The following is a 13,229-nucleotide window of genomic DNA, read 5'->3' as shown; positions in this document are numbered from 1 at the left end:
ACTGGCTTTGTATGAATCGAGTAGGATTAGAACTGGTAGCTCACCGTCGCACTCACGTTGCGCTCTTCACCCAGGTAACAGAAGTTCAGACTGGCGCACGACGCCACGTAGGACTCGTTCGTCAGGTTGTTGGCATTCAGGCGCACATCCACACCCTTCAACCCCACCTTGCCCAGGTCATAACCCATCGATGCATCAAACAACGTGTAGGCAGGTACCTTCATGGTGTTCTCCGCATCTGCCCAGCTGTAGCCGACATAACGAACACCGCCGCCAAGACGCAGGCCGTCCAGGGCGCCGCTGTCGAATTTGTAGTCTGCCCACACCGAAGCCATATGACGTGGCGCCTGGGTTGGCGAATTACCCTTGTTCTCGATCACGTTGTCCGCCGTGCTCAACGTGCTGACCATCGACTTCGAATACTCGATGTCGGTGAAGGTATAGCTGCCCAACAACTTGAGGTTGTCGGTCAACTGCATATGCGCCTCCAGCTCCAGGCCTTGGGAGCGCACAGCACCGACCGCGCGATAGAAGTTTTCCTGCGGCAGCTTGGTCGCCAGGTTCTCCTGATCGATGCGGAACAGCGACGCGGTGAACAGGTTGTCGGTACCCGGCGGCTGATATTTCAAGCCGACCTCCCACTGAGTGCCGTCGGTAGGCGCCAAAGGATTACCAGCGCTGTCCGAATAGGAGTTCGGATTGAAGGACTCGGAATAACTGACGTAGGGCGCAACGCCGTTATCGAACAGGTAAAGTGCCCCTGCACGTCCGGTCAGCTTGGTGCGTTTATCACTGATCTCCGTGCCCAGGGGCCGGCCAACCTCAGCAATGCGATTCTCATCAGAGGTCTCGACCCAGTCCTGACGCAGCCCGAGGGAGAACCGCCACTTGTCCATTTCAATCAGGTCTTGCAGGTAAACGCCGGTCTGCTCAAGCCTACGCAGATAGCTGGTCGGGCTGTAATAACTGATCTCGGAATTACCATACACCGGAGTGAATGCATTGATGGGCGCCAGCGATCCGCTGCTCCAATCCACCACGGTTTTGCGCCGCTGATAGTCCGCCCCCATCAGCACGGTGTGTTTGGTCGCGCCGGTAAAAAATTCGGCCTGCAGCATGTTGTCGATGATGAACGCATGCAACTTCTCGTCACCGCCTGAGTAGTAGCGATTCAGCTCATTACTCGTGGGCGTAGTCCATCCATAGGCGTACACCTGATCCAGGCGGACCTTGGAGTCCAGATAACGAAAGTTTTGCCGCGCCGTGAAAACATCATTGAAGCGGTGCTCAAACTGATAGCCGAACGACTGCTGATCACGCTTGTACCCATCAATGCCCGGCTCACCCTCGAAGAAGTGATTGGAGATCCGCTGGCCATTGCGCTGATGCAACGCCCCATCTGCCGGCATGCCTCCGTGGTAGCCACCGTCGGGATCGTGTTGCAGATAGGCCTGGAGCGTGAGCGACGTGTCATCGGTAAAGTCGATGCTCAAGGTCGGCGCCAGCGCGTAGCGTTTTTCCTTGGCGTGGTCGAACTGCGTGTCGGACTTATCCGCAAGCCCGGTCAGTCGGTAAGCAATACGCTTGTCGTCATCCACCGGGCCGCTGAAGTCGAAACCCATGCCTCGCTGCCCTTGCGATCCCACGGTGGCCTGCACCTGATGGTAAGGCTCAAACAACGGCTTCTTGCTGGTCAGCGCCACCAGCCCACCCGGCGAGCTGCGCCCGTACAACACCGACGACGGGCCCTTGAGAATATCCACCCGCTCGAGGAAATAGGGGTCCACTTGCATGGTGCTATAGGTCCCGCTGTCCCCCATGGACTTCAAGCCGTCGAGGTAGATGTTATCCACCGAACCGTCGTTGAAACCACGCATCGCCACGTAGTCATAACGGTGAGTGGCACCGTACGGGTTGGTAAGCACGCCTGGGGTGTAACGCATGGCCTGGGCAACGGTTTGCGAGCCCTGGTCGTCCATCTGCTCACGGGTCACCACCGAAACTGTTTGTGATGTTTCCAGCAGCGCAGTACTGGTCTTGGTGGCGATCTGGCTGTGGGTTGCGTTGTAGCCGTCCATGCTGCCCAGGGCGTTACCCAGGGCGAAGCCTTTGATGTCGGTAGTCGGCAAGGTCAGCGCTTCACTTTCGGGCTGGGCCTGCAACACGAAACTTACGTCGTCCTGTGGCTGTGCCTGCAAGCCGGATCCATTGAGCAACTGGCTCAGGCCCTGCTCCGCGGAATATTCACCGTGCAGCCCGGCAGACTGGCGGCCCTGAGTCTGCGCAGGCGTGCTGGAAAGGGTGATGCCTGCCTGACGGGCAAACTGGTTGAGCACATCGCTCAGCGGCCCGGCAGGGATGTCATAGCGCTGGCTGATGCGCTCGACCCCGCTATCCGCCGCGACCCCGGCCACCGGCAACAAGCCGATGCCCATCGTGGTCGACAGCAGCGCTGCCCGTACGGCTTTACCGAGCAAAGGGTAGGAAGAGGGTGAGTTACTGAAAAAACGCACAGTCATTATCGAGGTCCGTAGAGGTCGCTGAAGGCAGATTGAAATGCTTACTGTCTAAGCCGGACTCACGGAAAAAAGCCGCCAAAAATAAATCGGGCGCGACAACAATAGTCAGGCCTGACGCTCCAGGCTCACCCACCAGCGGGTGCGATAGCGCAGGTGCACAGGCAACGTCTGCGGAAGGATCGCCAACAGTTTCTCGGTGTCTTCCAACCGAAAAACGCCGGACAGGCGCAAGTCTGCGATATCGCTTGAGCAGCCCAGGTAACCATGGCGATAGCGCCCCACCTCTGCCAGGAAGTCGGCAAGGCGCATGTTGCGGGTGACGATCAATCCATCCGCCCAGGCCCCGGCATCCATATCCAAAGGCGGCGCCAGAATGGCCTCGTTCTGACGCACCAGGTAGCTTTCTCCTGCATGCACCTGAGTGAACAGGCTGTCCGCCGTATGGGGCGAATGAATCGCCACATTGCCTGACGCCACACTCAAGCGAGTGCAATCGCTGTCCTGGCGCACCACGAACCGCCCGTCGATGCCTTCGAACAAACCATGACGCGTGCGAACCAGCAGCGGTGCCGTCGTTGCAGCGCCGCAGGTCACCAGGATTTCCCCGCGTACCAGCGTGATCAAGCGTTGCTGCGGGTTGAAGTCCAGGTCCACCGCGCTGTCGGTATTGAGTTGCAGGCGTGTGCCATCCGGCAATTGCACGCTGCGGCGTTCGCCGGTGGCGGTGGCCAGGTCCGAGGTCCAGCGTTGCCAGCCGGTAAGGTCTCTGCTGACCCAGGCCGCCGAACCGATCAACACCACACCCGACAACACCTTCAACGCTTGCCGGCGCCCGAGCCGCTGGGCGCTGTTCTCCAGCGCCACATGGGCCCCGGGAATTGCCGCCAGCTGGCTGCTCAGTTCATGTTGCAGTGCTTGCACGCGTTGCCAGGCCAGCTCGTGTTCATGATGAGCCTCGCGCCAGTGCTCGCATTGCGCCTTCAGGCGGATATTGGTGCGATTGTTACGCAAGCGCAGCATCCAGCTGATGGCCTGTTTCACCACCTGCGGATCGATTCCTGCGCGTGCAGTGTTATCCATCGGGGTCATGCCTCATACCGCAGCACATAACAGTGATACAGCGCCTCGGCGACATACCGCTCCACCGAGCGCAACGACACGCCCATCTGCTGCGCAATCTGCTTGTAAGTCAGGCCGTCGCACTGAGCCAGTAAAAACGCCTTACGCACCTTGGGCTTGAGCCCGTCCAGAAGCCGGGCGATGGACTCCAGCAATTCCAGAATCAACGCACGCTCCTCAGCGCTCGGTGCCACGGCTTCGGGCAAGTGGGCGATGGATTCCAGATAAGCCCGTTCGATTTCTTCGCGACGCCAGTGATCAATCACCAAGCCCCGGGCGATGGTGCGCAGAAAGGCGCGAGGGGCCTTGAGTTCGAAGCGTTCGGTTTTTTGCAGCAGGCGCACGAACGTGTCCTGGGCCAGGTCCGCAGCATCCGCGGCGTTACCCAGGCGGCTGCGCAGCCAGGTGTTGAGCCAGCCGTGATGGTTGCTGTAAAGCGTCTGTACTGCGTACTCGGGAGAGGGCATTCACACGGCCTGGCGAAGCGTCACAAATGATAATTAGTCGCATTGTCGACAAGGCTGAAAAATTTTGCAACTCCCGCCGTCAGATGGCTACCGCCGGTCGGCTTCTGACGCTAAAAGAGGATGCTTCTCACAAATTCCTAAGATTTATCCTGGAGTGGCCGAAAGCCTGACGAGCCATGCGTGCACCGAAATAGAGCAGTCGCAGAGTCTGCCTATACCGTTACATGGAATGTTGCATCCGGCACGCTCACCCCCTTTTGGCAAAAAGAAGTCAATGAAATGAATCTCAAGTTCAGTCATAAAATTCTGTTGGCCGCGTCAGGCGTAGTGGTTCTGGCCTTCGCGTTATTCACGTTCTACAACGACTACCTGCAGCGCAACACCATCCGGCAAAACCTGGAGTCGTCGATTCAGCAATCCGGTGAACTGACCGCCAGCAGTGTGCAGAACTGGCTCAGTGGCCGGGTACTGGTACTGGAAAGCCTGGCGCAAAACGTGGCCCATCAAGGCAGTGCTGCCGACCTTCCGGGGTTGGTCGACCAGTCGGCATTTACCTCCAACTTCCAGTTCACCTACGTCGGTTCAACCAACGGTGTATTCACCCAACGGCCCGACGCCAAAATGCCCGATGGCTACGACCCGCGTCAGCGCCCCTGGTACAAGCAAGCCGTTGCGGCCGACAAGACCATGCTCACGCCGCCCTACATGGCAGCGGTGGGTGGGCTGATCGTGACCATTGCGATGCCGGTGAAAAAGAATGGTGAATTGCTCGGCGTGGTCGGTGGTGACCTGAGCCTGCAAACCCTGGTGAAGATCATCAACTCGGTGGATTTCGGTGGTATCGGCCATGCGTTCCTGGTCAGCGGTGACGGCCAGGTGATCGTCAGCCCGGACCAGGACCAGGTGATGAAAAACCTCAAGGACATCTACCCGGGCAGCAACGTGCGCATCGAGAAGCTCAATCAGGAAGTGGTTCTCAATGGTCAGGAACGGATTCTGTCCTTCACCCCGATCAGCGGATTGCCGAATGCAGACTGGTACATCGGCCTGTCGATCGACAAGGACAAAGCCTACGCACCATTGGGCAAGTTCCGCACCTCGGCATTGATCGCCATGTTCATCGCGGTCGCCGCCATTGCGGTGTTCCTGAGCCTGCTGATCCAGGTCTTGATGCGTCCCCTGACCACCATGGGTCGCGCCATGCAGGACATCGCCCAGGGCGAGGGTGATTTGACTCGCCGCCTGACCGTGGAAAGCAAAGATGAATTCGGTGACCTGGGCAGTGCTTTCAACCAGTTCGTCGAGCGTATTCATGCGTCAATTTCCGAAGTGTCCTCGGCCACCCGCCAGGTGCACGACCTGTCCCAGCGGGTAATGGCTTCGTCCAACGCGTCGATCATCGGCTCCGACGAACAAAGCGCCCGCACCAACAGCGTGGCTGCAGCGATCAACGAACTGGGGGCCGCCACTCAGGAAATCGCGCGCAACGCCGCCGATGCTTCGCAGCACGCCAGCGGTGCCAGTGAGCAGGCCGATGACGGGCGCAAAGTGGTGGAGAAAACCATCCTGGCGATGTCAGAACTGTCGCAGAAAATCAGCCTGTCCTGCACGCAGATTGAAACCCTGAACGCCAGCACCGACAACATCGGGCACATCCTGGATGTGATCAAAGGCATCTCCCAGCAAACCAACCTGCTGGCCCTCAACGCCGCGATTGAAGCCGCGCGTGCCGGTGAAGCGGGTCGTGGGTTTGCGGTGGTGGCGGATGAGGTGCGCAACCTCGCGCACCGTACCCAGGAATCGGCGGAAGAGATCCACAAAATGATCACGTCGCTGCAGATTGGCTCGCGTGAGGCGGTCACCACTATGAACGCCAGCCAGACCTCCAGCGAAGAAAGCGTCGAGGTCGCCAACCAGGCCGGCGAGCGCCTGGTCAGCGTGACTCAGCGAATTGTCGAGATCGACGGGATGAACCAGTCGGTAGCGGCCGCGACCGAGGAGCAGACCGCGGTGGTGGAAACCCTCAATGTGGACATCAACCAGATCAACCTGTTGAACCAGCAGGGCGTGGCCAACCTCAACGAAACCTTGAAGGATTGCGACGCGTTGTCTCAACAGGCCAACCGGCTGAAGCAGTTGGTCGACAGCTTCAAAATCTGACGATGACCCTGTAGGAGCGAGCTGGCTCGCGAAGAGCGTCAACGATAACGCAGCGCTATCAGATAGCCCGCGTTGCCTTCTCGTTTTTCGCGAGCAAGCTCGCTCCTACAGTAAGGTCAGCCAAACATCTGCCGCACATTCTCCAGCGCGCTGTCGGCGAACGCCTGCACAAATGCTTCAAACCCCTCCTTACCGTGCTCAACCGGCTCGGCAATGATCGTCCAGGTCACTTTCGAACTGCACTCCCCCAAAGCCTCCACACGTATCGCCGCCCATAGCCGGGCCACACCAAGGGTGTTGTAAATCGTTGTCCAGGTCATCTGCATGGCCTGTTCGTCGCGGCTGTTGAGTTGCTCCACTACCAGGTTTCCGTCGTGGAAGAATTTCTTGCGCAGCGACCCCATGCCCGCGCCGGTCATCTCTATGTGCGCCAGCGCGGGGATGAATCTGTCAAACCCTGCAAAGTCCCCCACCACTGCCCACACGTGGGCGGCGTCACGGGCAATCACCACTGAAGACACCACTGGCCTGGCGCATGGGTTGCGAATCAACGTATCGGGTTTCATTAGATTTTCCTTCGGTTAAGCGCCTGATTACAGGAAGCCGATGCTCTTGAGGTACTCGCAGCCCTTGCGCAACAGCGCCGGACTTTTTTCGGGGTAGTGCGCGCCCATCTGCTCGACACCACGCCGGGCGTTGTCATGGCCGATCATCGAGGTGTCGCCGATGTCCTCCTCCAAACCATTGAGATAAAAACCCAGCACGCCGAACAGCGCATTGCGGCTATCCACCGTGTGCAGGTGACGTTGCCAGTGGGCCACGCTCACCCACTCGAACCCATGGCCGGCCTGGCGAAACGCATCGACGTAGGACTCCCAGCTCAAGGGTTGCGGATTGTGCAGGTTGAACACATTTCCCCCAGCACTGCAGCGCCCGCTGTGGAACGCAACAAACCGCGCGAGAAAGTCCACCGGCATCAGGTCAAAATTCAACCCCAGGCGGGGCATCAGGCCCAGTTGCAGTGAGCCCTTGAGCATTAACATCAGGCGATTTTTCTGTGGCTCGCAGACACCATTGCGGCAGTTGAAACTGATGTTGCCGGGACGGTGGATATTGACCCAGGCCCCTTGCTCGACGGCACGCCCCAGCAGGCGTTCCGCGACCCACTTGGACAGGTTGTAGCCATTCTGGATATACAGCGGCGGTGTGGTGGCAGCGGGCGTTTCGAGTACCTGGCCTTGTGCGTCGATGCTGCTGGCCGCCGACAGTGTCGAGATGAAATTGAAGACCTTCTTGCGCCGGGTTTCACACAGGCGCAGGCATTCCAGCACGGGCTCGACGTTGTCCTTGGCCAGCGTGGCGTAATCCATCACATGATTGACGTGGGCGGCGTTGTGCACCAGCACGCCGAACTCCCCGGCGAGGTAGTCATACACCTCGCTGGCCAGGCCAAGGCGCGGCTGACTGATGTCGGCGGCGTATACCCGTACCCGACTCAGGTCCAGGTGTTCCAGGCGGTAATCGCGCAGCGCCTCGGCGAACCTCACAGTGGCTGAATGCCCGGGGCGCTCACGCACCAGGCACGCCACCTCAAGTGCGCCCTCGGCCAGTAACGCCTCGACGATATGCACCCCGAGAAAACTGTTGGCCCCGGTCACGATCACCTTGCGGGGTTCACCCGCCTGGTCCGCTGGCAACATCTGCATGTCCAGTTCACGCAGCGCATCCCGTGTTGCCTGGCTGGCCGGCGCTTCAGGGACCGCGCCGTCACCCATCAGCGCCGCCAGGGTACGGACGGTGGGCGTTTCGAAAAAACGGTTAAGGGAGAGGCTGCGACCGAACTGCTCGCGGATACGCAGCAACATCGTCGACAACAGGATGGAATGGCCGCCGAGCTCGAAGAAGCTGTCCTGCGTCGACAGCTGTGCAACGGGCACGCCGAGCAACTCGCTCCATAGCTTCAGCAGCTGCGCCTGCACCGGTGTCTGCGGCGAGCAGCGGTTGATGGCCGGCACCGGTTGAATCGGCAGCGCCAGCAAGGCCTGGCGGTCGACCTTGCCATTGGGCGTACACGGCATGCTCCCAAGCTCCGTGCACAGGGCAGGTTGCAGATAGTCGGGCAGTGTTTGCCGGGCATGTTGCTGGAGCGCAGACAGGGTGCCCTGGGCCTCCGGTTGCGCGACAAACGCCAGGATCCGCTGATCACGGTCGATCACCACCGCCACCTGGCGAAACAGCTGGCTGCTGCGCAGGCAGTGTTCGATCTCTTGGGGCTCGACCCGAAAGCCACGGATCTTCACCTGCTGATCCCGACGCCCGCCCAGCTCGATGCCATCTTCCGTCCATTTCGCCAGATCGCCGCTGCGGTAGGCCCGCAAGGTCTGGCCGTCGGGCAACGTCAGGTGTACGAAATGCTCGGCGGTGTTCTGCGGCTGATTGAGGTAACCCAGGCTGACACCGGGACCGACGATGTACAGCTCGCCCATCACCTGTTCATCCACCGGTTGACGTTGCTCGTCGAGGATCAGTACCCGGCTGTTGGCGATGGGCGTCCCCACGTTGCGATTGCTGTCGCCCGGCTGCAGCGCGCGGTGGGTCACCAGCACGGTGGCTTCCGTCGGCCCATAGAAGTTGTGCAAGGAGCACTGTCCCGCCAGTTGCTCGATGACACAGGGCTCGCAGACATCACCTCCGGTTATCAGGTGCGCCAGGCCCAAGGGTTGATCCCGCGGGAGGATGCTCAGCAGTGCCGGCGGCAGGAAGGCATGGGTCACGCGCTGTTGCCGGATCAGTTCCACCAGTTGTTGCGGGTCGCGCCGCGCGTCTTCACCGGGCACGATCAGCTCGGCGCCTGCGATCAGGGGGGCGAAAATATCAATCAGCGAAGAGTCGAAGCTCAATGGTGAGAACTGCAGCACCCGGCTGTGCTCGCTCAGTTGCACATGGCTGCCGAACCAGGCAGTGAAGTGGGCCAGGTTGTACTGACTCAGCAGCGCGCCTTTGGGCTGGCCGGTGGTGCCCGAGGTGTGCAGCACCATGCAAGGGGCGTCCATGGCCGGGCGCTGGCGCAGTAGCGGCGGGGTGGCGTGCGTGTCGAGGGGGCTGACATTCAGGGCGGTAAAACGGCCTCGCAGTGGATGCCGGCCGTCCTCCAGCAGCACCGAGACGCCGGCGTTTTCCAGCATGGCTTGTTGGCGTTGTGGCGGGTGGCCCGGCTCCAGTGGCAGGTACACCGCGCCGCAGCCCAGCACCGCGAGGATGCTGGCGTACAGCTCAAGGGACTTGCCCAGGCAAACGCCAATTACCTGCGGTGTGTCGCCGGCCTCAAGCAAAGGCCAAAGATGCTGCTGGATAGCCAGGCTCTTGCGATGCAACTGTCGATAACTCAGCACGTTCCCGGCGATGTTCAGCGCCGGTCGTTCGGCGAAGGTTTGAAGACTGATCTCCAGTCGTTCGATCATGGGCACCTGGGCTTGTTGCTGCAGCGCCGAGTCGGCGGTCTGGTTAAAGCGATGCAGGTACGCCAACGATGCGAGCGCTTGCAGGCTGTGTTCGGGAGCATCGGAGGCGATCGCGGTTTGCGAAAAATAGCCCGCGTCCCGGGAGAAACCGCTGACGTGTTGGGCCACCCATTCCACCAGGCGAGTAGCTGCCTGGCGCCGCAACCGTTGGCCGTTGCCGCTGGGTTCTGCGTCAACGTTCAGGACCGCCAGGAGTCGGTGTGCGCTGGCGTAGCACCTGAATTGCAGGGTCGGCAGCCCACCGTCAGTCTGCGTCCCGAGGCCCAGGCGCAAGCTCATCAAGGCCGTGTGAACCAGGCCCGGCGGGATTGCCTCGCTACCGTCATCAATCAGCAGGTCGACGTCCCTTGCGTCGCTCGTTTGCGTAAGGGCATGACCGTATTGCTCCAGTGTCTGCCCCACTTCATCCAACGCCGCGCTGATGCCCACCAACCCAATCTTCAGGCGCCTCATGGGTGAACTCCTGGCGTCGGAAGAAAGGCGTCCAGGGCCTGGACCACGCTCGCCGTTTGCAGCAGGCCGCTGTGATTCAGGAACGCCTTGATATTGCCGAGCAACGGGTGCTGGCGGGTGATGGGAAAGTCCATCGCGTGCACCTCGGCACGCAACGCAGCGCGAGTGCTGGCGCTGATGTCCAGGTGCTCGATCAGTTGCAGGTCGAAGTTCTTTTGCAGGTCGTGGGTCAGGTAATGCTGGAGGAATACTGGCAGGATCCGGGCGATGCAGTCGCGGTCTTCGGCGCTCGCAGACTGCCAATAGATCCGTACCAGTCGCGTCCAGAAAACCCCATGACGGCCCTCGTCAAACAAGTGGTCGGCCATCAATCCACGGATGGATTGCTTGACGCTGTCGTCCTTGGAAAACGCCGCCACGTCATGGGTCACGGTGTTCTCGGCGATGGCCACTGCGATCAACTCCACGGCATCGCGCAGGTGTTCGGGAGCCAGCGCCAGCGCGGCAGGCAAGGCGCGGCTCAGTTCGATTTGCCCGGGCAGTTCAAGGGGCGCGATGCCCGTCATCTCGACGGCCTGTTGCATGAAGTCGAGGGCGACGAGGGCGTGGTAATCCTCGTCCACCACCACGGTCATGGCGTCGTAGCGACAGGCGAGCGGGAAGGGCACCGAAAAGCGATTCTTGGCAATGCGGCGTGCGGTCTTGTCGACGATTTCGGTTTCAAAGATCACCACGTCGTTGATGAACTTGTAGAACGTCTGCAACAAGACAACATCGCGGCACTGTGGGCATTGATCGACAAAGGTCGCACTCAGCACCAAGGGTTGTCGGCTCAAGGGATAGATCAGCTTTTGATCGTTTTCCAGCAGGCGGCGCGGGCGGGTACGGATGGTCGCGCGGCGCTCCCAATCGTCGGCACATGAGCGATAGTCGACAGGGTTCATACGCGTACCTCCGGCAGGCACAGGCGCAACCCGTCCCATAAGGCCAGGCGGCTTTCCACGGCGCTCAGGGCGGCACTGTTGGCCTGCTGCTCGCGGCTCGGGTCGGCCAGTGTGAGGCGTTGCAGCAGTTGCTCCGCCGCCGGGCCATGCTCCTCTGCGTCAACCTCCATGTGGCGCTTGAGGTAGTAGCAGAAGGTCGGGGCTTGGCGGTGGAGCTTCTCGCACCCCTCCAGGACACGCTTGAACATCGCCGGTATGACGCTCTCGCGGCCGTGGAGAAAGGCGGCCGCCACACAGTGGGTCGGTGCGTTCAGGGCAACCTGCAAGGTGCTCCTGACGAAATGGGCCACGGCAGGATGGGCATCGACGCTTTGCAGGGCCGTTTCTGCATCGCTGCCGTCGCGTTGCAGGGTGATGAATTTTTCGATGGCCGTGGTGCTGGCGCCGACTTCACGCATGGCTTCCAGGTACAACTCGAAGTGGCTGCCGTGGCCGTGACCGGGACAGGCGTCCGACTCTTCGCCCAACACGATCTCATTGATCAGGCGTGCCGCTTGCGGGTCCGGCGGCGGCAACCACGGCAGGCGCATACCCGTCAGGTCATGTTGCAGGCGTTTGGTCAGCGTCATGAAGTCCCAAACAGCGAACACATGGTTTTCCATAAAGTATCGCAACTTTGGAAGTGTGTTTATTTGTGTAAATAATGGATGGCTGTGTAACTTCTGCTTTTTTTGTTTAAGCAGGTGTGAGTGCTGGAGCATGATTGATGCCTATAAGTCGTTGTTTCTTCCCTGATAACAAGCAGCCACGTGCTGTTATTGATTAACAAGCAGCACGCTATGACAAAAACACCAAAGCTTTATTTAAAGGAACGTCACGCGCAGTGACGCCCGAGCAGGGTTCACGCTGTCGATTGGGGAGAGTTTGGAGGTTGTAATAGTCTGATTAGGTATTCAGGCGCTTTTGGTTTTATTAGTTGTTACGAATAAAGATATTGCGGTAGTTGAATGGCTCTGTGAAGTGTAGGAAGTGTTTTTTCGGATTAATCTTTTAACGGGCGTGAATGTTGTGAGTTCACCTCCATCGGCCAAGGTCGCTGCGCAGCGCTTTGTGGTCGAAGGAGGCGTCTCGGTTCCACGGAGAATTTACAGCGGGGCGTTCTCTTCAGTCTCTTCAAGACTTTTGAGATAACCGGTAATCACCTCCATGCCGCGGGTGAGGTGGTTACGCAAGGTCAGGATGCTTTCCTCGACTTTCTTTTGTGCCACCAGGTCGAGCAGTTCGCGGTGGTCTTCCTGGGACGTCTTGCCCAGGCCCATGGCCTCCAGGTTGAAGCGCAGGAAACGCTCTTCTTCGTTCAAGCCGTGTTCAACCAGCTTGAGCAACCGCTGATTGCCCGCCTTGCCATACAGCGCCATGTGGAACAGGCGGTTGAGCCGGCCAATTTCGGTGTAATCGGTTTCCCGCTCCAGCGCATCAATGAAGGCGCCAGCCTGAGCAATGTCATCGGGCGTGAGCAGGGGAATCGACAAGCGCAGCGCTTCGGATTCCAGGAGGATGCGCAGGGCGTAAGTTTCCGCCGAATGGTCTTCAATCAGCGGCGCCACCACCGCCCCTTTATGGGTAACCACATGCAGCAGCGACTGCGCTTCCAGTTGACGCAATGCCTCGCGCACCGGCATCCGGCTGACCCCGAACAAGCTGGCCAACTCCTGTTGGCGCATGGCGGTGCCGCAGGGCAAGCGACCATCCAGGATGGCGTTGCGCAATGTTTCTTCAATCACGGAGCGGGCGAGATGGGCGGGGATAGGCCCGCTGATCTGGATGCTGCTCAAAGGGTTCGGCTTCTGCGTCACGACTACGCTATCCTCCTTTTCAGGGTGAGGTGGCTAATTGGATCCAATGCACACTAGAGATTGTCCACAAGCTTGTCAAACGGGCAAGGTTTCGGCTTGTAAGCGACTCAACAGCGCGTTCCACCGGCCCACGACGCCCTTTTGTCAGGTCTTACAGGCTTAACGTCTGTGAGACACACTTTATTCCCGA

9 protein-coding genes are annotated in these 13,229 nt (G+C 59.8%); 1 reads left to right on the top strand and 8 read right to left on the bottom strand.

Annotation, left to right across the window (positions count from 1 at the left end; translation table 11 throughout):
• Nucleotides 1-26 precede the first annotated feature (26 nt).
• From HKK54_RS09875 to HKK54_RS09865, 3 genes are all read right to left on the bottom strand, one after another.
• A complete protein-coding gene (locus tag HKK54_RS09875) occupies nucleotides 27-2,519 on the bottom strand; it encodes a TonB-dependent siderophore receptor (protein WP_169386702.1) in 2,493 nt (830 codons plus the stop codon).
• A 105-nt stretch (nucleotides 2,520-2,624) separates the two neighbouring features.
• Complete coding sequence (locus HKK54_RS09870) at nucleotides 2,625-3,608, bottom strand: FecR domain-containing protein (protein WP_178120974.1); 984 nt, start codon at nucleotides 3,606-3,608, stop codon at nucleotides 2,625-2,627.
• Nucleotides 3,605-4,105 (bottom strand): sigma-70 family RNA polymerase sigma factor, encoded by a 501-nt coding sequence (locus HKK54_RS09865; RefSeq protein ID WP_169386700.1) that lies wholly within the window; start codon nucleotides 4,103-4,105, stop codon nucleotides 3,605-3,607. Before HKK54_RS09865 ends, HKK54_RS09870 begins: the two co-directional genes overlap by 4 nt.
• A 279-nt stretch (nucleotides 4,106-4,384) precedes the next feature.
• Here HKK54_RS09865 and HKK54_RS09860 point away from each other — a divergent pair, with 279 nt between their 5' ends.
• On the top strand, nucleotides 4,385-6,265 hold the full coding sequence (locus HKK54_RS09860; protein ID WP_169386699.1) for a methyl-accepting chemotaxis protein: 1,881 nt from the start codon (nucleotides 4,385-4,387) through the stop codon (nucleotides 6,263-6,265).
• A gap of 116 nt (nucleotides 6,266-6,381) precedes the next feature.
• Here HKK54_RS09860 and HKK54_RS09855 read toward each other — a convergent pair whose 3' ends face one another.
• The 5 genes from HKK54_RS09855 to HKK54_RS09835 all read right to left on the bottom strand — a co-directional run bounded on the left by HKK54_RS09855 (nucleotide 6,382) and on the right by HKK54_RS09835 (nucleotide 13,039).
• The gene (locus HKK54_RS09855; protein ID WP_169386698.1) at nucleotides 6,382-6,831 is read right to left on the bottom strand and encodes an SRPBCC family protein; all 450 of its coding nucleotides are present in this window, start codon (nucleotides 6,829-6,831) and stop codon (nucleotides 6,382-6,384) included.
• 27 nt (nucleotides 6,832-6,858) lie between these two features.
• Entirely contained in the window at nucleotides 6,859-10,239 is a 3,381-nt protein-coding gene (locus HKK54_RS09850; RefSeq protein ID WP_169386697.1) for an amino acid adenylation domain-containing protein, read from the bottom strand.
• Entirely contained in the window at nucleotides 10,236-11,183 is a 948-nt protein-coding gene (locus tag HKK54_RS09845) for a diiron oxygenase (RefSeq protein WP_010168727.1), read from the bottom strand. Before HKK54_RS09845 ends, HKK54_RS09850 begins: the two co-directional genes overlap by 4 nt.
• Nucleotides 11,180-11,944 carry a DUF3050 domain-containing protein gene (locus tag HKK54_RS09840; protein ID WP_169386696.1) on the bottom strand — a complete coding sequence of 255 codons (765 nt, stop codon included), beginning with the start codon at nucleotides 11,942-11,944 and terminating at the stop codon, nucleotides 11,180-11,182. Before HKK54_RS09840 ends, HKK54_RS09845 begins: the two co-directional genes overlap by 4 nt.
• A gap of 384 nt (nucleotides 11,945-12,328) precedes the next feature.
• The gene (locus HKK54_RS09835; protein WP_169386695.1) at nucleotides 12,329-13,039 is read right to left on the bottom strand and encodes a GntR family transcriptional regulator; all 711 of its coding nucleotides are present in this window, start codon (nucleotides 13,037-13,039) and stop codon (nucleotides 12,329-12,331) included.
• Nucleotides 13,040-13,229: the final 190 nt, after the last annotated feature.

It is taken from the genome of Pseudomonas sp. ADAK13, assembly GCF_012935715.1.
GTDB lineage: Bacteria > Pseudomonadota > Gammaproteobacteria > Pseudomonadales > Pseudomonadaceae > Aquipseudomonas.
Note: the sequence above shows the minus strand (reverse complement) of the source record. Positions and strands in the feature narration are given on the sequence as shown.

Excerpts from the sequence above, each read along its gene's own strand:
- HKK54_RS09840 (WP_169386696.1), bottom strand. The coding sequence starts at position 11,944 with ATGCTCCAGCACTCACACCTGCTTAAACAAAAAAAGCAGAAGTTACAC.
- HKK54_RS09845 (WP_010168727.1), bottom strand. The coding sequence starts at position 11,183 with ATGAACCCTGTCGACTATCGCTCATGTGCCGACGATTGGGAGCGCCGC.
- HKK54_RS09865 (WP_169386700.1), bottom strand. The coding sequence starts at position 4,105 with ATGCCCTCTCCCGAGTACGCAGTACAGACGCTTTACAGCAACCATCAC.
- HKK54_RS09860 (WP_169386699.1), top strand. The coding sequence starts at position 4,385 with ATGAATCTCAAGTTCAGTCATAAAATTCTGTTGGCCGCGTCAGGCGTA.
- HKK54_RS09870 (WP_178120974.1), bottom strand. The coding sequence starts at position 3,608 with ATGACCCCGATGGATAACACTGCACGCGCAGGAATCGATCCGCAGGTG.
- HKK54_RS09850 (WP_169386697.1), bottom strand. The coding sequence starts at position 10,239 with ATGAGGCGCCTGAAGATTGGGTTGGTGGGCATCAGCGCGGCGTTGGAT.
- HKK54_RS09855 (WP_169386698.1), bottom strand. The coding sequence starts at position 6,831 with ATGAAACCCGATACGTTGATTCGCAACCCATGCGCCAGGCCAGTGGTG.
- HKK54_RS09875 (WP_169386702.1), bottom strand. The coding sequence starts at position 2,519 with ATGACTGTGCGTTTTTTCAGTAACTCACCCTCTTCCTACCCTTTGCTC.